Source organism: Cognatundibacterium jejuense (assembly GCF_014284255.1).
Taxonomy (GTDB): domain Bacteria; phylum Pseudomonadota; class Gammaproteobacteria; order Burkholderiales; family Burkholderiaceae_D; genus Undibacterium; species Undibacterium jejuense.
Map to the genome: position 1 here is coordinate 198743 of NZ_JACOFV010000005.1, position 17829 is coordinate 216571.

The following is a 17829-nucleotide window of genomic DNA, read 5'->3' on the forward strand; positions in this document are numbered from 1 at the left end:
TTTGGGTCATGGGAGGTAATCACTTTCTGGAAATATTTTCGAACGAACGTGCTAAATTATCTTCAGCATATTATCTGCCGTCATCTTAATCTGCAAGTTTCTGATTAGAAGAAGCTCACCAACTGGCTGCTTCTCAATATTCGAATTATCGCAGACGGTGCTTTGCTATGCATCAATTTAGCGATATTTACTGTTGAAATAGCCCTAAAAATGCAGATAGAGCTAAAATCCATACAACACAAGCATGATCTGTATGTCATCATAGCAAGTGACACAGAATGCAGGCTATTAATCATTTTTCGCGGAGATACTGATGGGCATAGAAGTCAACTTTGAAGGCAAGATTGCGCTGATTACCGGCGCTTCCAGTGGCTTAGGTGCCCGTTTTGCAAAGGTGTTAGCTCAGGCCGGTGCACAAGTAGTGCTGGCATCGCGCCGTATCGATAGGCTCAAAGAATTGCGGGCAGAGATTGAAGCAGAAGGTGGTGCTGCACACGTGGTCGCACTTGATGTAACGGATTACTCGAGCATTAAGTCGGCAATTGCCCATGCGGAGACCGAAGCAGGCCCTATCGATATTCTGATTAATAATTCTGGTGTGTCGACGACGCAACGTCTGGTTGATGTTACGCCAGACGATTATGCGTATGTCATGGATACCAATCAGCGCGGTGCATTTTTCGTTGCCCAAGAAGCCGCTAAGCGTATGATTGCCAGACACAAAGGTGATTCGAGAAAGCAACACCGCATCATTAATATTGCTTCGGTCGCTGGCTTGCGCGTGTTACCGCAGATCGGCATTTACTGTATGAGTAAAGCTGCTGTCGTTCATATGACGAAAGCTATGGCAGTCGAATGGGGAAAATACGGTATCAATGTCAATGCGATTTGCCCTGGCTATATTGCGACAGAAATTAACGAAGAGTATTTTGAAACTGAGCAAGGTCAAAAGCTGATCGAAATGCTGCCACGCAAGCGCGTTGGCGCGCCTGAAGATCTGGATGGTTTATTGCTTTTGCTGGCGGCAGAAGAATCGCGTTTCTTGAACGGCGCTATCGTGACCGCGGATGATGGGATGAGCGTTCAATGATGAAGGTAGGTGACAAGAAACTGGTGTACACCGTCACCATTCCGATTCGCTGGGGTGATATGGACGCAATGGGACATGTCAATAACACAGTGTATTTTCAGTACATGGAGCAGGCCAGAATCGAATGGCTGGCGATGATGGGATGCCTGCCCGATGAGAACGGCAATGGTGCTGTCATCGTCAATGCGCATTGCACATTCAAAAAGCCGTTAAAATATCCGGGGCAAGTAGAAGTGTGTACGTATATCTCCAACATGGGACGGACGAGTTTTGAAACAACGCAAGAAATGCGTTCGGTCGGTGATGGCTATTCTCTTTATGCTGAGGGCGGCGCTAAAGTAGTGTGGGTTGATGCTGTGACAGAAAAATCCGTTGTTTTGCCTGAAGTCATCAAGCAGACATTTGCTGAATTCAAAAGCGAACAAAAACGTCGCCGATAATCTGAGCTCGCATACAGTCTCGTTTAAGCGTCATGACTTCAAATTAATATTGATTTGCCAATTTTGCTGTTGTAGGATGATTTTTTGCAAAGAGAACTCATTCTATGTCAGTGCCATTCAAAATCCCTTTCATATTGGTGTTTGCTTTGCAGCTTGGCGGTGTGCAGACGAGTGCTGCTGAGCTTACTCAAAATACTAAAGTTGAGGCGGCATCGGTCAGTCAGAATATGGCGGGCGATTGGGGAGGGACCTTGGCAGGTACTCTGCGTCTTATTTTACACGTCAAAAAGTCACCGTCTGGTGAATACGCATCGGTCTTAGAAAGCGTAGACCAAGGGCATGCCATGATTCCGGTTGATAGTATGAATGTAACCTCTGAGCACCTCGATTTTATTGTGAATGCTGTTCATGGATCATTCGATGCCACATGGAATGCTAAAACTAAAGCTTGGGTGGGAACCTGGAAACAAGATCAGGCAATGCCACTGACATTAGCACGATCAAATGGCATTATCCCCAAATTAAGCCGCCCTCAGGAAGATGCTATTGATGCAGCGCCTTCAGCGTATGCGCAACAGATCGTAACCTTCGATGGGGGTAGTGCGGGTGTTAAATTAGCTGGCACGTTTAGTGCCCCAAAGGGAGCGGGGCCCTTTTCCACTGTCATTTTCATTGCTGGATCAGGCCCGCATACGCGAGAAGAAGTAGTTGCTGGACATCGATTTTTTTATGTGTTGGCCGACTATCTGAATAAACGTGGTATCGCTGTACTCCGCTATGATAAACGCGGGGTCGCGCAATCGAGCGGCGATTATAAATCTGCTACCTCAGCCGAATTTATCTCCGATGCTGCGGCAGCTGTCCGGTATTTACTTAGCAGGGCAGATGTTGATCCAAAGCGTATCGGCTTACTTGGCCATTCTGAAGGGGGACTGATTGCCCCTGTTGTTGCCGCTCACGATCCACAAGTTAGTTTTATCGTTCTGTTGGCGGGCCCCGCTATACCGGGAGATAAACTCTTGGCAGAACAAATATACCTGATAGAAAAAGCATCGGGTGTTCCGGCAGAGCGTGCGGTGATTGGTCGCGAAGTGAACGAGGAATTATTTAAAGCAATTGCAGAGTCAAAGAATGAGTCTGAGGCAAAATTAATGGCCGCGACTATATTTGATAAAGCTGTTGAAGAACATAAAATATTTGGTAACGCGGAACAAATTAAAGCGACCGCCCTGTCAGGGCTTACGACGCCGTGGATGCGTTACTTTCTAAGCTACGATCCAGTTCCAGTACTTCGTCAGATAAAAGTTCCGGTGCTTGCTCTTAACGGATCACTTGATTTGCAGGTTCCGGCTAAATCTAATCTGGCTGCGATGCGACTAGCCTTGAGCGAAAACAAAGAGGTGACGATAAAGGAGCTGGCTCATCTTAACCACTTGTTTCAGGTCGCAAATACGGGAGCACCGGCAGAATACGCACAGATTGAGGAAACCATGAACTCTGAGGCTTTGAACGTCATTGGCGAATGGGTATCTGATCATGCAAAATCAAAGCGATGATTTTATTGGCTTGAATTAAATAACACGTCTATTAATTTGCTAGCTTTGGTAGATTACTCTCTCCACTCTTATTCTTACAGTACGACGTTTTTAACAAATAGGAAAACTATTTTATGAAAGCATCAATTAAATTCCTTGTAGGGGCGGCACTCACCATCGTGACTTGCATGTCCCAAGCGGGTTTTGCAGGTCTGAGTGGCGAATCTTCAGCAGAAAAAACTGCAAACAACCAAAAATTTGAAGGTGACTGGAGTGGTACTTTGGCTGGTGCATTACACCTTGTTTTGCATGTCAAAAAATCTGCTTCAGGTGAATACACAGCCGTTCTTGAAAGTGTGGATCAAGGACATGCGGTGATGCCAGTCGACAAACTCGATGTCTCCGCTGAACATCTATTTTTATCGGTCAATGCAGTCAAGGGGACATTCGATGCAAAATGGGATGATAAGACTAATGCATGGATTGGTACTTGGACGCAAGGTCAGCAACTGCCGCTCATATTGTCGCGATAATGTATAACTGAAGACACGAATATTGAACCTAAATGAGCGTTTTTTTAGAACCTGTACAACCCGCGTTGTAATTGTGTAAGGATTGGCATGGCGTCCCCATCTTGCTAAACTCAAACCCTTCGATTGACTCATCAGCCCTATGTCTTGGAGACTTAAATCAATGAGCGTAATCAATTCAAAAGTAGCCAACATCGGTGATTTGAAGCTGGAACATTTCAAAAAAGCTGACAAGTTTGAGAGTCATTTTATTCGGATTGGACAACTGCTGGGAGCGAAAGATTTGGGCTACTCTTATGATATCGTGCCACCCGGAAAGTCCTCTTGTCCTTTTCACAGTCATCGTGCGGAAGAAGAAATGTTCTTCATCGTGAAGGGTTCCGGAACGTTGCGTTACGGCGATGAAACCAGAAAAATTCGTGAAGGCGATGTGATTTGTTGTCCAACCGGCGGACCAGAAACTGCGCACCAAATCCTTAACGATTCTGATGCTGATCTCGCCTATCTCTCTGTCAGCACAATGATGCCAGCTGAAGTGTGTGAATACCCCGACTCAAAAAAAGTTGGTGCGTTTGGTGGTAGTTTGCGTCACATGACACATACTGACGATGCGCTGGATTATTGGAAAGACGAAGTGCCTTCCGGATGAGTGGTGGATTTTATTTAACGTTGCAACGGGTGACGTCTTGGATCGATCGCTGTTGATAATTCTGCTGCTTGTATCGATCAAATAACCTTTGTAGCGGACTATCAAGCCAATGACTGCGACTTTAATCTCAACATTGAAGTGAAAGGTGTCTTCGTCAACATATTCATAGCTTTCTCCTCGTGGGCACAGTATCTGTGGCAATCGCAGTGTCAAGAAATACCAGTTTCTCACAATATAGTGAAGTTGTCCGTTGTCCAAAACAAGGGCAATTCCAAACTTGAATGGCCCAAATTGCTCACAAATCAAGTGCTCTAGTCGTCCAGAACCGCATGCAATGATGCTGGTGAATTTCTTCTCTCCAAACTGTCTCGTCCAATACTCTTTGCCATCTTTTTTTTCGATCGTGAATTCTATTGGAATTCCTTTTCCAGCCTTTGGAAATCCGAAGCTATTTGCGATTAATCGGGATAGTATATTTTTACCTCTGATAACCGAGGCTGTTCCGACAAACTTTGAACCGGATGTTGCTGCATGTAATTTTTCAATTGCGACAGGTAAATCACTTGCTGCACTACCAAGCACTTTTTTGAATATTGATAGCCCGGGTTTAGCTTTTTCTGATTCTCTTAGGCCAGTATAAATATTACGCTTTAAAAATAATGTCTCGTAATCGGATAGCTCGAGTTCGGTTGTTGCTGGCCGGGCGCCATTGGAAGGAGGGTGTTGGCGCAATAGCCGCAAAACAATTGCTTCAAGCGCCATGCAAGGAATATACGGGCCGTCGTTTTCTTCAGCTAACAAATGCCATGATCTTGTTGATGGCAAGCCATCTTTAGATTCACCTGATATTTCAACAAACATGCCGCCACGATGTTCGCCCCAGCGCGCATGGGTGATCACGAAGTGAAATAGTGGGGCAAAGAAAATTAATGATGGGAGTATCCGAAATTTCACTAAGTACGAAAATGCGTTAAGCAATCGCAATAAAATTTCTGGTGTAGGGCCAGCTCCCATCCAAATAGAATCTAACTCTGTCCATATTTTAGGAAGTACTTTTAAATCAGGAACATCAACTAGAGAAAATCGTGTGCTCTGTAATGGAAGTTTGCCGGGCGGACTAATCGTATAGTGGCGTGATTCAGTAAAACCGTATGCCGTGATTTTTTTACCATCCTCAATCGTCTGGATTGATTGGCCTGCATAGGCGGAGATGGCTTTAATTACATTTGCCCCAACAATGGCATATGGAGACGGTGCGATGCCTCCCTGGATACTCTTAACTCTTTCCCAATCTGACGAAAGATGACGTACTACGGCCGCGGTCAGTACAGGGAAGCTACTTACACCTGATAATAAAAAAAGATTTGATTGTTTCGCTTGTGAGTCAAATTGAGTAATTCCATCTACAAATTCCGCCCCATCGGCAAAATCCATATAGTTAATTTTTGCTGTAATACACGCCTTGACAACTCTGTATGGGTCGTCGCCATAAATCTGAAAAGGACCGGAGGCATCGATTAATAGATCGGCACTGACATGCTGAATTTGATCGGTTAAATTGTTGTCACGGTCAATTCTCCATGGAATGAATCTGGCAGATCCAGATTGTGTGGAGCAGAACATCTGCGCTTTGTTTAGAGACCTGCCCGCGACATAAATTTCAATTTGATCGTTAGGTGCTAATAACTCGCACAGCCTTCCACCGAAGACACCATAACCGCCCAGAATAATTATTTTCATTGCTTTCACCGGATTAGTACGCCTGAGGTTTGCGCTGCGAAACTGCAGCTATACTGACAAGTTCGTTCTTCGAGGGGCAGTATTTATTTTATCGACTTCAGATTTTCGATGTATTCGATGCCTAGAATTTTAAGAGCCAGATTTCTTATTAATTTACAGACCGGATATAAAATTTTAGCGCCTAATTTTGTTCGAAATAGATAAAAATTAATGCGATTGAAAATACCTGAAGGTGAACTCAAGAGTGTCAAAAGATGGATCGCGTCCGGACCGTAATACATAGCATTGTTAAATTTCACTACCATCCCTTGGTCAATATCGAGACCTGCATCGGTGATTTCGTCCAGCAGTGTGCTGGGCAGTCGCGCATCGACGAGGTGTAGTTCTCCAACGGCTTCTCTGATTCGAATGTATTTGCAATACGTTTTGCAGACTGGACATTCTCCGTCGTACACTAGCCACACAACATGCGAGTTTTGAGTGGGGTAGTGCATATAATCTCCCTTTGAATGGAGGTTTAATGAGAGCGCCAATTAATGATAGGGTATAGTATATTTAACTAATTAGCTAAATACAACATGAAAATAGACAAAATATTTGAGGCACTGGCTTCGAACCCACGTCGTAAAATTTTGGCTTATTTGTCGGAATCGTCGATGACCGCCGGTGAGTTGGCGGAAAGATTCGAAATGAGTAAGCCGTCGCTTTCTAAACATCTGAAAATTTTGGAAAGTGCTGATTTGGTCAAGAGTGAGAAAAAGGGACAGTTTGTTCACTATAGCCTGGCTGATGATAATTTGATCGGTACCTTGCATACCTGCCTTGCGACTATTTGCCCGGTGGGCGGACCTTTGGTGCGCGAGAGCGCAGCGAAGGCAAAAAAGAATGCCGGACAATCGTAAGGCTGACATCAGTTCTTGTATTCATTGCGCGGCGGAACAGAGGTACCATTTTAAAAATGGCCTTGTATTTATTACCGCATAATCCCCAGCAATTTGTGCACCAATTCACTCGACGTCGAGGCTGAAAATTTTTTCATCAATTTAGCGCGGTGCATTTCTACTGTGCGCGGGCTTAAGCCAATTTGTCGGGCGATGAGTTTGCTGGTTTTGCCTTCGACTAGCAGGGCAGCGATTTCGCGTTCTCTGGGGGTTAGTTCAGCGCTGACCGGGCGTTTTGCGCTGAGGTCTTCGAAGGTCCAGATTCCTGCTGCATGAGGATCTTTTTTATCCAGTCCGCGGCCGGACACATGGCACCAGAATAATTCCTGGTTTGCCCGCTTCATGATGCGCTCATCAGAATAGGAACCTTTGGCATTCATAATTGGCACAATTCTCGCGCCAGTTCTTTCAAATTCGTCCGGTGTTGGATACAGCACCTGAAACGATGCGCCAACCAGGGCGTCTTTCTGGTAGCCAAACATCGCTGCCAATGCATCATTACAGGCGTGTATGATGCGATTCTGGGATACGCACATACCTATCGGTGCTAGTTGAAAAATGCTGGCAAAATCGATGGTTTGCGGTGGATTCATTTTAAACGAGAACAAAATTGCGTAGTTTTACGGTATTGCGCAGTATAACGTAGCATCTTATGCTTAAGGGCTATTAAAGAATAAGCATGCATTTTTGTATTCGGATTAGCTGCCTATCTGAAGCAGACTTCCGAAAATCGATTAAATTTATTAAATTCGTTGATAGTACTTGAATGCAATAAAAAAACCTATCCAATCAATCCTGAAATCAGAAGGGGACAGTGATGAATAAAGTTTATCCTGACGCACAAACCGCCTTGGCGGACATAGTAAAAGATGGGCAGACGATCGCCGTTGGCGGATTCGGTCTGTGTGGCATTCCCGAGGCTTTGATTGCCGCTTTGCGTGATACTGGCGCAAAGGAATTAACCGCAATCTCAAATAATGCAGGTGTTGATGGTTTTGGTCTGGGGCAGTTATTGACGACTCGTCAGATCAAAAAAATGATTTCTTCGTATGTTGGTGAAAACAAAGAATTCGAACGCCAATACCTGGCTGGCGAATTGGAGCTGGAGTTTACCCCACAAGGCACATTGGCAGAAAAATTACGTGCTGGTGGTGCTGGTATTCCCGCTTTCTTCACTAAAACTGGCGTCGGTACTATCGTTGCTGACGGTAAAGAAATCCGCGAATTCGATGGCCATCAATATGTGATGGAACGTTCTTTGGTATCTGACGTGTCTCTGGTCAAAGCCTGGAAAGCCGACAAAGCCGGTAATCTGGTTTATCGTAAAACTGCACGTAACTTCAATCCTAATGTGGCGATGGCAGGAAAAATTACCGTTGCAGAAGTGGAAGTTCTGGTAGAAATTGGTGAGATTGATCCGGATGAAGTGCATACGCCGGGCATTTTTGTGCAGCGTATCGTCGTCAATGCGCAACCGGAAAAACGCATAGAACAACGCACCGTGCGTCCATCTAACTAAGATCAGGAGAAAGAAATGGCTTGGAATCGTGATGAAATGGCTGCGCGTGCAGCATTGGAATTGCAAGATGGTTTTTACGTCAATCTTGGTATTGGATTGCCAACTTTAGTAGCGAACCATGTTCCACAAGGGATGGAAGTCTGGTTGCAATCAGAAAATGGTTTACTGGGTATCGGTCCTTTTCCAACAGAAGATGAGGTTGATGCTGATTTGATTAACGCTGGTAAGCAAACTGTGACGACCTTACCTGGTTCATCCATTTTTAGTTCTGCTGATTCTTTTGCGATGATACGCGGTGGCAAGATCAATCTTGCTATCCTGGGTGCAATGCAGGTGAGCCAGAAAGGTGATTTGGCTAACTGGATGATCCCTGGCAAGATGGTGAAGGGTATGGGCGGTGCGATGGATCTGGTCGCTGGCGTTGGCCGTGTTGTAGTCTTGATGGAGCATGTTGCTAAGGGTGACGCGCACAAGATTTTGAATCAATGTAACTTGCCGTTGACTGGCGTTGGCGTGGTCAATCGCATTATTACCGACCTCGGTGTGATCGATGTGACGCCGCAAGGCTTGAAGTTGGTTGAGCTGGCGACTGGCGTGACAGTGGATGAGATTGTGACGAAAACAGAAGCCAAACTTGATGTGACAGCGTTTGCCTGATGTAGGGCTCAAGCTGATTTGAGGGTTTGAATTAACATTCCGCCAAAAGCCAACGATTTGCTCGTTGGCTTTTTTATTTTGAATTTTATTTGATCTGAGTCATGTTTTGGCGTGTCGGCGGATCACCAGTTGGCTCTGGGTTATGTCCTTCAGTACTTTTTATCCATGAAAAGCCATCGGAATACGGGTGAATTAATGGTATAAATGTAAAATCTGATGCAAGTGATGTCTATCAGAAATATCAATCAAAGATAGTTTCAACGACAAAAGTCGTATCCACGTTATCCGGGAGTTTTTATGCGATCGACACGAAAATCCGTGCAATGCTTGTCGCCGACTGGTTTGCATACCATGTCATACAAAGAATGGGGTGATGCCAACAATCCTAAGGTATTGGTATGCGTTCACGGTCTGGCTCGGGTTTCGGATGATTTTGATTCCTTAGCGACAAGTCTGTGCGAAGAATACCGAGTTGTTTGCCCTGATGTGGTGGGGCGTGGTTCTTCAGGGCGACTACGCAACCCTATGCATTACCAGATTCCTCAGTACGTTAGTGATATGGTGACCTTGCTCGCCAGACTGGAAGTGGATACGGTTGATTGGTTTGGTACATCCATGGGTGGTTTAATTGGTATGGGTATTGCTTCACTTGAGGGGAACCCAATCCGTAAATTACTACTCAATGACGTAGGTCCAGCACTTAATCCTGTGGCGCTGAGCCGTATTGGCGAGTATGTGGGGCAGGCGGTGGCCTTTGAGCGCTTTGATGAGGCGCTGGCTTACATTAAGTCAATTTCGCAACCTTTTGGTGCGCACACTGATGCGCAGTGGGAGAAGTTGGCGCGTGATGTTTTGCGAAAAAATGACACCGGGCAATGGATTAAACATTACGATCTGGGGTTATGTCAGCCTTTTAAAGCGACAACGCCAGAACAGGTTGTTGCTGGCGAAGCTATGTTGTGGGCAGCATATGACGCAATCAAAAGCAAGACTTTGGTGGTGCGTGGGGCAGATTCCGATTTATTGTCGTCTGAAACAGCAACCGAGATGACCCGTCGCGGACCACGTGCGAGTTTGGTACTGATACCGCATGTTGGGCATGCGCCGACTTTTGTCAGTGCGGAACAAATCGCGATTGCACGTGATTTTTTTCTGAATGATTGAATATTTTAAAAATCTTAAAGAGTTTTAGAGGTAAGGCAGAGAAATGGAAATTAAAAGATTACATGTGGGCGCCCGTTTGTCCGAGGTGGCGATTTATAACGGCGTGGTGTATCTGGCAGGGCAGATCCCAGAAAATACCAGCAACGATATTGCAGGTCAGACTGCCGAAGTGTTAGGGCATGTTGATCGCTTGCTGCAAGAAGCTGGAAGCGATAAAACACGTATTTTGTCATGTCAGATCTTCTTATCAGATATCAGCTTGATTTCTGAGATGAACAAAGTGTGGGACGACTGGGTCGCGCCTGGTAACTCACCACCGCGTGCGACAGTAGAGGCAAAATTGGCGAATCCCGAGTGGTTGATTGAAGTTGTTGTTACAGCGGCGCAAAAGTAAAGATTAGTATGGTATCGACCTCCATTTCCGTTTCGGCTTCACGATTTTCTGATGGTCTGACAGACGCAGAAAAAGAGCGCCTAGCCTGTGCGCTGGAATTTGTTACGCCATGTTATTCAGAGCTTAGTGTTGTAACTGGGCAGAACGTGTTGCAATTTGTTGAGGGCGTCCTATCGACACTGGCGATGCTGCGAACGGATGTGGATTCGATGCTGGCGGCAATCTTATTTGAATTGCCGGATCTTAATCCCGTTGCGGCACAACAAATCGAGGTACGTTTTGGGAAAGAGATTGACGACCTAGTCAATGGCATCCGCCGCCTCATGAAATTGCGTGAAGCAACCTGGTCGCAGCAAGATTTGGGTAAGGGTAAAGATGCCGCAGGTAAAGCGGCGGCGCAAATGGAAACCCTGCGCAAAATGGTGTTGGCAATGGCGACTGATATGCGCGTGGTGTTAGTGCGCTTGGCGTCCCGCGTTACCACCTTGCGTTATTTTGCTGAATGCAAGCGTGACGATGGGGCGACGCGCCAGTACGCATCTGAGACTATGGATTTATACGCGCCTTTGGCCAATCGACTCGGTGTGTGGCAATTGAAATGGGAATTAGAAGATTTGTCTTTCCGTTTTTTGGAGCCGGAGCAATATAAACGTATTGCCAAAATGCTTGAAGAAAAACGGGTTGAGCGTGAAAGTTTCGTTGTCAATGCGATCGCCCGTTTGACTGCAGAATTAAAGGCCGCGGGTGTTAAAGCTGAAGTCAGTGGACGTCCTAAGCACATCTACAGTATCTGGAAAAAAATGAAGGGTAAGTCGATGAATTTCGACGAGCTCTATGATGTGCGTGCATTTAGGGTGATTGTCGACGACATCAAGGATTGTTATACGGTGCTAGGTATCGTGCACAATGCCTGGGCGCCGATTCCGAAAGAGTTTGACGACTATATTTCCCGCCCAAAATCAAATGGCTACAAATCATTGCACACGGTGGTGACGGTGGAAGATGGTCGGCCACTTGAGGTGCAGATACGTACGCGTGAAATGCATCAGTTTGCTGAATATGGTGTCGCGGCGCACTGGCGCTATAAAGAAAGCGGCGGCTCTAATTTTACGGCTCAGGAGTACGACGAGAAAATCGCTTGGCTGCGCCAATTGTTGGCGTGGAAAACGGAAATTGCTGATGCGGTTGTTGAGCATGAAGACGTGCAGCGTGAATGGGTTGAAAAGCTCAAGGCCGCGAGTCTGGATGACAGAATATATGTGTTGACGCCACAAGCGCGCGTGATCGAATTGCCATGTGGTGCAACCGCTGTTGATTTTGCTTACCAGTTGCATACGGATGTCGGGCACCGTTGTCGCGGTGCTCGCGTGGATAACGTTATGGTGCCGCTCAACACCCGTTTGCAAAATGGGCAGACGGTGGAGATCATTACTTTAAAATCAGGCTCAACGCAGTCAGGTCCATCGCGTGATTGGTTGAGCCCCGAATATTCTGTCAGTACCCGCACCCGCACCAAGATTCGCGCCTGGTTTAATGCAATTGACCAGCAGGAAACCTTGGCTTCTGGTCGGTCAATGGTTGAAAAGACTTTGCAGCGCGAGGGCAAGACCGCGGTTAATCTCGAAGAGCTGGCGCGCAAACTGGGCTTTGCCGCCTTGGATGAATTTTTTCTATCAGTTGGTAAAGAAGAATTTAGTCTGCGTCAGATAGAAACAGTCTTGCGCGACAACGCGCCTGTCGAAGAGCCAGATGAGTTTGTCGCGAACAAGAGCCGCGCATCGAGTGTCACGCAGGGTGCTAAGTCGGGTGTTTTGGTGGTCGGTACAGATGGCTTGATGACGCAATTGGCGCGTTGCTGCAAACCTGCACCGCCAGATAACATTGTCGGCTTTGTAACGCGGGGTAAGGGAGTCTCTATCCATCGCCTGACCTGCAAAAATTTTGCAGAAATGCGCAACAAAGCTCCTGAACGCGTGATACAGACCACCTGGGGTGAGCAGGTGAAAGATACGGTGTATCCGGTCGATATTTTCGTCATGGCACAAGATCGCCAGGGTCTGCTGCGAGATATCTCGGAGGTTTTCTCGCGTGAAAAAATTAATGTTATCGGTGTGAATACACAAAGTGCTAAGGGGCAGGCACGGATGTCCTTCACGGCGGAAATCGGCGGCACAACACAATTGCAAAGGGCATTGGCGGTTATTCGTGAAGTCAACGGCGTGCAAGAAGTACGACGTCAGTAAGAGTGATTTTTTATTTGGTGGCGGTCAATTTACCCAGAAAATCAGGCCCTATATAAAAAAGTGCCCTTGGGGGCTAGTAATTATTTCACTGGTTCTGCTATACTCTCGTTTCTTTAGACGCGTAGCTCAGCTGGTTAGAGCACTACCTTGACATGGTAGGGGTCGTTGGTTCGAGTCCAATCGTGTCTACCATAGAATTTAGTAGTACCTTTAGATAAGAGCGAGAAAGGCATCCTGGTTATGACACCGCGAACTACCACGCAAATGGTTTGGGAGCGACTCTAGTCGAGGATCTTTTTCGTCTGTATCAAATTTGAAAAAGCACGGCTAGCCGTGCTTTTTTTTCGTCTGCATTTTTTAATTCCCTTTTTTTAGCAAACTTCTTTCTCTTTGGAGAGTGATATGGTCTCAGTAAAACTTCCTGATGGTTCGCAACGACAATTCGATGCGCCGGTAACGGTTGCGCAAGTTGCATCCAGCATTGGTGCGGGTCTGGCTAAGGCTGCATTGGCTGGTCGTGTTGATGGTAAGTTGGTTGATACGTCTTATTTAATTGAGAATGATGTCGAGCTGGCGATTGTTACGGATAAGGATGTTGATGGTTTGGAAGTGATTCGTCACTCGACAGCACATTTGTTAGCGTACGCTGTGAAGGAGTTGTTTCCTGAGGCGCAGGTTACTATCGGTCCGGTGATTGAAAATGGCTTTTACTATGACTTCTCGTACAAGCGCCCATTCACACCCGATGATCTGGTGCTGATTGAAAAGAAAATGGCTGAATTGGCTAAGAAGGATGAACAGGTTACTCGCAAGGTATTGCCACGCGATGAAGCGGTTGCTTACTTTAAGTCGATTGGTGAGGCGTATAAGGCGGAAATCATTGAATCGATTCCGGCGGATCAGGATGTTTCTTTGTATACAGAAGGTAACTTCACTGATTTGTGTCGCGGTCCTCATGTGCCTTCAACAGGCAAATTGAAAGTGTTTAAGTTGATGAAGTTGGCAGGTGCTTACTGGCGCGGCGATTCCAAAAACGAAATGCTGCAACGTATTTACGGTACTGCGTTCGCTAAGAAAGAAGATCAGGAGCAATACCTGCACATGCTGGAAGAGGCGGAGAAGCGCGATCACCGTAAGCTCGGTAAGGCATTGGATTTCTTCCACTTTCAGGATGAGGCACCTGGCCTGGTGTTTTGGCATGCAAAAGGCTGGACTATCTGGCAGCAAATTGAGCAATACATGCGTAAGGTCTATCAAGACTGCGGTTATCAGGAAGTAAAGGGTCCGCAGATTCTCGACAGCAGTCTGTGGAATAAAACTGGTCACTGGGATAACTACAAAGACAACATGTTTGTCACTGAATCGGAAAATCGTGCATACGCATTGAAGCCGATGAATTGTCCTGGCCATGTGCAAATTTTCAACTCTGGTATGAAGAGCTACCGCGATTTGCCATTGCGTTTCGGTGAATTCGGTCAGTGTCATCGTAATGAGCCATCCGGTGCTTTGCACGGCATTATGCGCGTACGGGGCTTTACTCAGGATGATGGTCACATCTTCTGTACTGAAGAGCAGATTCAGGATGAGGTAATTGCATTTCACCCGCAAGCAATGAAGGTGTATCAGGACTTCGGGTTTGAAAATATTGCTATTAAATTGGCATTGCGCCCAGATAATCGTATTGGTACGGATGAGATTTGGGATAAAGCTGAAGAAACTTTGCGTGCTGGTTTGCGTAGCTGTGGTGTGACTGAGTGGGAAGAGTTGCCAGGTGAGGGGGCATTCTACGGTCCTAAGATTGAGTATCACCTCAAAGATAGTCTCGGTCGCCCATGGCAAGTTGGTACGATGCAGGTCGATTTCTTCATGCCAGGCCGTCTGGGTGCGGAATATGTGGCTGATGACAATAGCCGTAAAGTGCCTGTCATGCTGCACCGTGCGATTGTTGGTTCTATGGAGCGTTTCATTGGTATTTTGATAGAAAATCACGCCGGTGCCTTGCCTTTATGGTTGGCGCCAGTGCAAGTTTCTGTGTTGAATATCTCTGAGTCGCAAGCGGAATACACCAAGGCTGTTGCAGAAAACCTGAAAAAACAAGGGTTTAGAGTAAATACTGATTTGCGTAATGAGAAGATTACATATAAAATACGCGAGCATTCTATTCAAAAATTACCTTACATATTAGTAATCGGCGATAAAGAACGGGATGCCAACACAGTGGCTGTGCGTACGCGTGGCAATCTGGATCTGGGGGTAATGCCTCTGGATGCCTTCATCTCTCGCCTTCAAGGTGAGATAGCAAACAAGGTTTAACAGATCAGTCAGCAATCTCCCTTTTTTAGGGAGATGGCACGGTGAAGATTTTATTTTTTAAAGGAAACTGCAATAGCTACCGAAAGAACACATCGTATCAACGGTGAAGTTACCGCGCCTGAAGTGCGCTTGTCTGGCGTTGATAACGAACCTCTGGGGATCGTTAAACTGGGTGAAGCCTTCCGCTTGGCCGAAGAGGCTAATGTGGATTTGGTGGAGATTGCACCAACCGCGCAACCTCCAGTTTGTCGTTTGATGGATTACGGCAAGTTTAAGTACCAAGAGCAGAAAAAAGCTCACGAAGCCAAATTGAAACAAAAAGTCATTTTGGTGAAAGAAGTGAAATTCCGCCCAGGTACTGACGATGGTGATTACAACATCAAACTGCGTAATTTGATCAAGTTCCTTGATGATGGCGATAAAACCAAGATCACTCTGCGTTTCCGCGGTCGTGAAATGGCGCACCAAGAGATCGGTATGCGCGTTCTTGAACGTTTGAAACTGGATCTGGAACCGTATGGTCAGGTAGAGCAGTTTCCAAAGATGGAAGGTCGTCAGATGGTCATGATTCTGGCACCGAAGAAAAAGAAGTAATTAGTTAATTAGCTTTAATGTAGTAAAAAAGAATTTTGCGATGTGCGTTGAATGCGTATTGCGAAAGACCTGCCACGAAAGTGGCGGGTCACATAAGTGAGAAGTAGGCATCCAAGAGTAGCGATCGTTGCTGCCACCTACCATCATATAAAATGAGGCTGTCGTAATAGACAGATAGTGCTATGCCAAAAATGAAGACGAAAAGCAGCGCAAAAAAGCGCTTCCGCGTACGTCCAGGTGGTACCGTTAAACGCGGTCAAGCTTTCAAACGTCATATCTTGACTAAGAAAACTACCAAAAACAAACGTCAATTGCGCGGTTCCGTAGGTGTTCATGACACCAACATGGTATCCGTAATGCGCATGATGCCTACAGCTTAACCTCATACTCATTATTAAGGAGTTATTATGCCTAGAGTAAAACGTGGGGTTACAGCTCGTGCCCGTCATAAGAAAGTTTTAAACCTTGCAAAAGGTTACCGTGGTCGTCGTAGTAAGGTTTACCGTATTGCTAAGCAAGCAGTTATGCGCGCTGGCCAATACGCATACCGCGATCGCCGCAACAAAAAACGCGTATTCCGCGCACTGTGGATTACTCGTATCAACGCAGCAACACGTCAACACGGTATGACATACAGCGTGTTCATGAACGGCTTGAAAAAAGCTTCTATTGAACTCGACCGTAAAGTACTGGCAGACATGGCTGTGATGGACAAACCAGCATTTGCTGCGATTGTTAATCAAGTTAAAGCCAACCTGGCTGCGTAATTAGTAATTTGTAGTCGCTTGCGATGTGTTTATACATGTCGCATCTATCAAGCGGGGCAGAGGTTGATTCCTATGCCCCGTTTTGTTTTCAGCGCATTGAGAACTTTGAATCAAACTAATCTTGTTCCGTTGCTGTGCTAAAGATATTTTTCTTACTGTCGCAGAACGTTTGCTTGGCTAAGTTTTGTAAAAGTTCTATCATTATCAGTTTGTAAGCGGGAACAACGCATGAACCCTTTAGACCAAATCGTCAGCCAAGCCTGTGCTGATTTTCTTGCGGCAGCAGATGCCGCTGCGCTGGAAAATGCGAAAGCCTTATATCTGGGCAAAAGTGGCCAGATTACCGAACAAATGAAAAGTCTGGGTAAGCTCTCGCCAGACGAGCGTAAGACACAAGGCGCGGTGATTAACGCCGCCAAAGTACAAATTGAAACCGCCTTGACTGAGCGCCGTGACGCGCTCGCTAATGCGCAATTGCAAGCACGTCTGAATGCGGAGGCTATCGATGTGACTTTGCCTGGTCGTGGCCGCAGCGTCGGGGGGATTCACCCTGTCATGCGCACCTGGCAACGGGTAGAAGAAATTTTCCGTTCGATTGGTTTTGACGTGGCCGATGGTCCGGAAATCGAAACCGACTGGACCAACTTCACTGCATTAAACAGCCCGGAAAATCACCCGGCGCGTTCTATGCAAGATACGTTTTATATTGATGGCAAAGATAGTCAAGGTAAGCAGTTATTGCTGCGTACCCATACTAGTCCTATGCAAGTGCGTTATGCGCGCATGAATAAACCGCCAATCAAAGTCATCGCACCAGGTCGTACCTACCGCGTTGATAGCGATGCGACGCACTCACCGATGTTTCATCAGGTTGAGGGTTTGTGGATCGCTGAAGATATCAGCTTCGCCGATCTCAAAGGCGTGTATCTGAATTTCGTTAAGGCGTTTTTTGAAACCGATGATTTGCAGGTTCGTTTCCGTCCATCGTACTTCCCATTTACAGAACCATCGGCTGAAATCGATATCGCTTTCGGTAGTGGTCCGTTGAAAGGTCGTTGGCTTGAAGTTTCCGGCTCTGGTCAAGTGCACCCCAGCGTGATTCGCAACATGGGTCTTGATCCAGAAACTTATATCGGCTTTGCTTTTGGTTCAGGCCTCGAACGTTTGACGATGCTGCGTTATGGCGTCAACGATCTGCGTTTGTTCTACGAAGGCGACTTGCGTTTCCTGAAGCAATTCAACTAAATTTTTTG

19 protein-coding genes and 1 tRNA gene are annotated in these 17829 nt (G+C 46.2%); 17 read left to right on the forward strand and 3 right to left on the reverse strand.

All coding sequences use genetic code 11. The annotated features are described in order from the left end of the window. Positions 1 to 313: 313 nt before the first annotated feature. The 5 genes from H8K32_RS07550 to H8K32_RS07570 all read left to right on the forward strand — a co-directional run bounded on the left by H8K32_RS07550 (position 314) and on the right by H8K32_RS07570 (position 4244). Positions 314 to 1090 (forward strand): SDR family oxidoreductase, encoded by a 777-nt coding sequence (locus tag H8K32_RS07550; protein ID WP_186911869.1) that lies wholly within the window; start codon positions 314 to 316, stop codon positions 1088 to 1090. Beyond that, positions 1087 to 1530: an acyl-CoA thioesterase gene (locus H8K32_RS07555; protein ID WP_246447182.1), complete on the forward strand. Its 444-nt coding sequence runs from the start codon at positions 1087 to 1089 to the stop codon at positions 1528 to 1530. The genes H8K32_RS07550 and H8K32_RS07555 overlap by 4 nt, the downstream gene beginning before the upstream one ends. A gap of 104 nt (positions 1531 to 1634) precedes the next feature. Next, the gene (locus H8K32_RS07560) at positions 1635 to 3086 is read left to right on the forward strand and encodes an alpha/beta hydrolase family protein (protein ID WP_186911870.1); all 1452 of its coding nucleotides are present in this window, start codon (positions 1635 to 1637) and stop codon (positions 3084 to 3086) included. A gap of 113 nt (positions 3087 to 3199) precedes the next feature. Beyond that, positions 3200 to 3598: a hypothetical protein gene (locus tag H8K32_RS07565; protein ID WP_186911871.1), complete on the forward strand. Its 399-nt coding sequence runs from the start codon at positions 3200 to 3202 to the stop codon at positions 3596 to 3598. A 160-nt stretch (positions 3599 to 3758) separates the two neighbouring features. Beyond that, positions 3759 to 4244 carry a cupin domain-containing protein gene (locus tag H8K32_RS07570; RefSeq protein WP_186911872.1) on the forward strand — a complete coding sequence of 162 codons (486 nt, stop codon included), beginning with the start codon at positions 3759 to 3761 and terminating at the stop codon, positions 4242 to 4244. On the opposite strand, the gene H8K32_RS07575 is transcribed toward H8K32_RS07570, so the two are convergent. After that, positions 4149 to 5984: an SDR family oxidoreductase gene (locus tag H8K32_RS07575; RefSeq protein WP_186911873.1), complete on the reverse strand. Its 1836-nt coding sequence runs from the start codon at positions 5982 to 5984 to the stop codon at positions 4149 to 4151. The genes H8K32_RS07570 and H8K32_RS07575 overlap by 96 nt on opposite strands. A gap of 83 nt (positions 5985 to 6067) precedes the next feature. Beyond that, on the reverse strand, positions 6068 to 6478 hold the full coding sequence (locus H8K32_RS07580; protein WP_186911874.1) for a DCC1-like thiol-disulfide oxidoreductase family protein: 411 nt from the start codon (positions 6476 to 6478) through the stop codon (positions 6068 to 6070). Positions 6479 to 6562: 84 nt separating this feature from the next. Between H8K32_RS07580 and H8K32_RS07585 the strand changes: the two genes are divergently transcribed. Then, positions 6563 to 6886, forward strand: coding sequence for a metalloregulator ArsR/SmtB family transcription factor (locus H8K32_RS07585; RefSeq protein WP_186911875.1), 324 nt, complete (start codon positions 6563 to 6565; stop codon positions 6884 to 6886). A 71-nt stretch (positions 6887 to 6957) separates the two neighbouring features. Here the strand turns inward: H8K32_RS07585 and H8K32_RS07590 are convergent, their stop codons facing one another. Continuing rightward, positions 6958 to 7518 carry a PAS and helix-turn-helix domain-containing protein gene (locus tag H8K32_RS07590; protein ID WP_186911876.1) on the reverse strand — a complete coding sequence of 187 codons (561 nt, stop codon included), beginning with the start codon at positions 7516 to 7518 and terminating at the stop codon, positions 6958 to 6960. A 224-nt stretch (positions 7519 to 7742) separates the two neighbouring features. On the opposite strand from H8K32_RS07590, the gene H8K32_RS07595 reads away from it, so the two are divergent. From H8K32_RS07595 to pheS, 11 genes are all read left to right on the forward strand, one after another. Beyond that, positions 7743 to 8444 (forward strand): CoA transferase subunit A, encoded by a 702-nt coding sequence (locus tag H8K32_RS07595; protein WP_186911877.1) that lies wholly within the window; start codon positions 7743 to 7745, stop codon positions 8442 to 8444. Positions 8445 to 8459: 15 nt separating this feature from the next. Continuing rightward, on the forward strand, positions 8460 to 9101 hold the full coding sequence (locus H8K32_RS07600) for a CoA transferase subunit B (RefSeq protein WP_186911878.1): 642 nt from the start codon (positions 8460 to 8462) through the stop codon (positions 9099 to 9101). Between the two features lie 297 nt (positions 9102 to 9398). Then, complete coding sequence (locus H8K32_RS07605) at positions 9399 to 10265, forward strand: alpha/beta fold hydrolase (protein ID WP_186911879.1); 867 nt, start codon at positions 9399 to 9401, stop codon at positions 10263 to 10265. Positions 10266 to 10308: 43 nt separating this feature from the next. Beyond that, positions 10309 to 10659: a RidA family protein gene (locus tag H8K32_RS07610; RefSeq protein ID WP_186911880.1), complete on the forward strand. Its 351-nt coding sequence runs from the start codon at positions 10309 to 10311 to the stop codon at positions 10657 to 10659. 8 nt (positions 10660 to 10667) lie between these two features. Further along, complete coding sequence (locus tag H8K32_RS07615; RefSeq protein ID WP_186911881.1) at positions 10668 to 12902, forward strand: RelA/SpoT family protein; 2235 nt, start codon at positions 10668 to 10670, stop codon at positions 12900 to 12902. A 115-nt stretch (positions 12903 to 13017) separates the two neighbouring features. Then, a tRNA-Val gene (locus tag H8K32_RS07620) sits at positions 13018 to 13094 on the forward strand. A 210-nt stretch (positions 13095 to 13304) separates the two neighbouring features. After that, positions 13305 to 15215, forward strand: coding sequence for a threonine--tRNA ligase (gene thrS / locus H8K32_RS07625; RefSeq protein WP_186911882.1), 1911 nt, complete (start codon positions 13305 to 13307; stop codon positions 15213 to 15215). Between the two features lie 72 nt (positions 15216 to 15287). After that, positions 15288 to 15809 carry a translation initiation factor IF-3 gene (gene infC / locus H8K32_RS07630; protein ID WP_186911918.1) on the forward strand — a complete coding sequence of 174 codons (522 nt, stop codon included), beginning with the start codon at positions 15288 to 15290 and terminating at the stop codon, positions 15807 to 15809. A gap of 182 nt (positions 15810 to 15991) precedes the next feature. Further along, positions 15992 to 16189, forward strand: coding sequence for a 50S ribosomal protein L35 (gene rpmI, locus H8K32_RS07635; protein WP_110253942.1), 198 nt, complete (start codon positions 15992 to 15994; stop codon positions 16187 to 16189). Positions 16190 to 16216: 27 nt separating this feature from the next. After that, on the forward strand, positions 16217 to 16576 hold the full coding sequence (rplT, locus tag H8K32_RS07640) for a 50S ribosomal protein L20 (RefSeq protein ID WP_186911883.1): 360 nt from the start codon (positions 16217 to 16219) through the stop codon (positions 16574 to 16576). Positions 16577 to 16804: 228 nt separating this feature from the next. Next, the gene (gene pheS, locus H8K32_RS07645; protein WP_186911884.1) at positions 16805 to 17821 is read left to right on the forward strand and encodes a phenylalanine--tRNA ligase subunit alpha; all 1017 of its coding nucleotides are present in this window, start codon (positions 16805 to 16807) and stop codon (positions 17819 to 17821) included. The last annotated feature ends 8 nt before the right edge of the window (positions 17822 to 17829 follow it).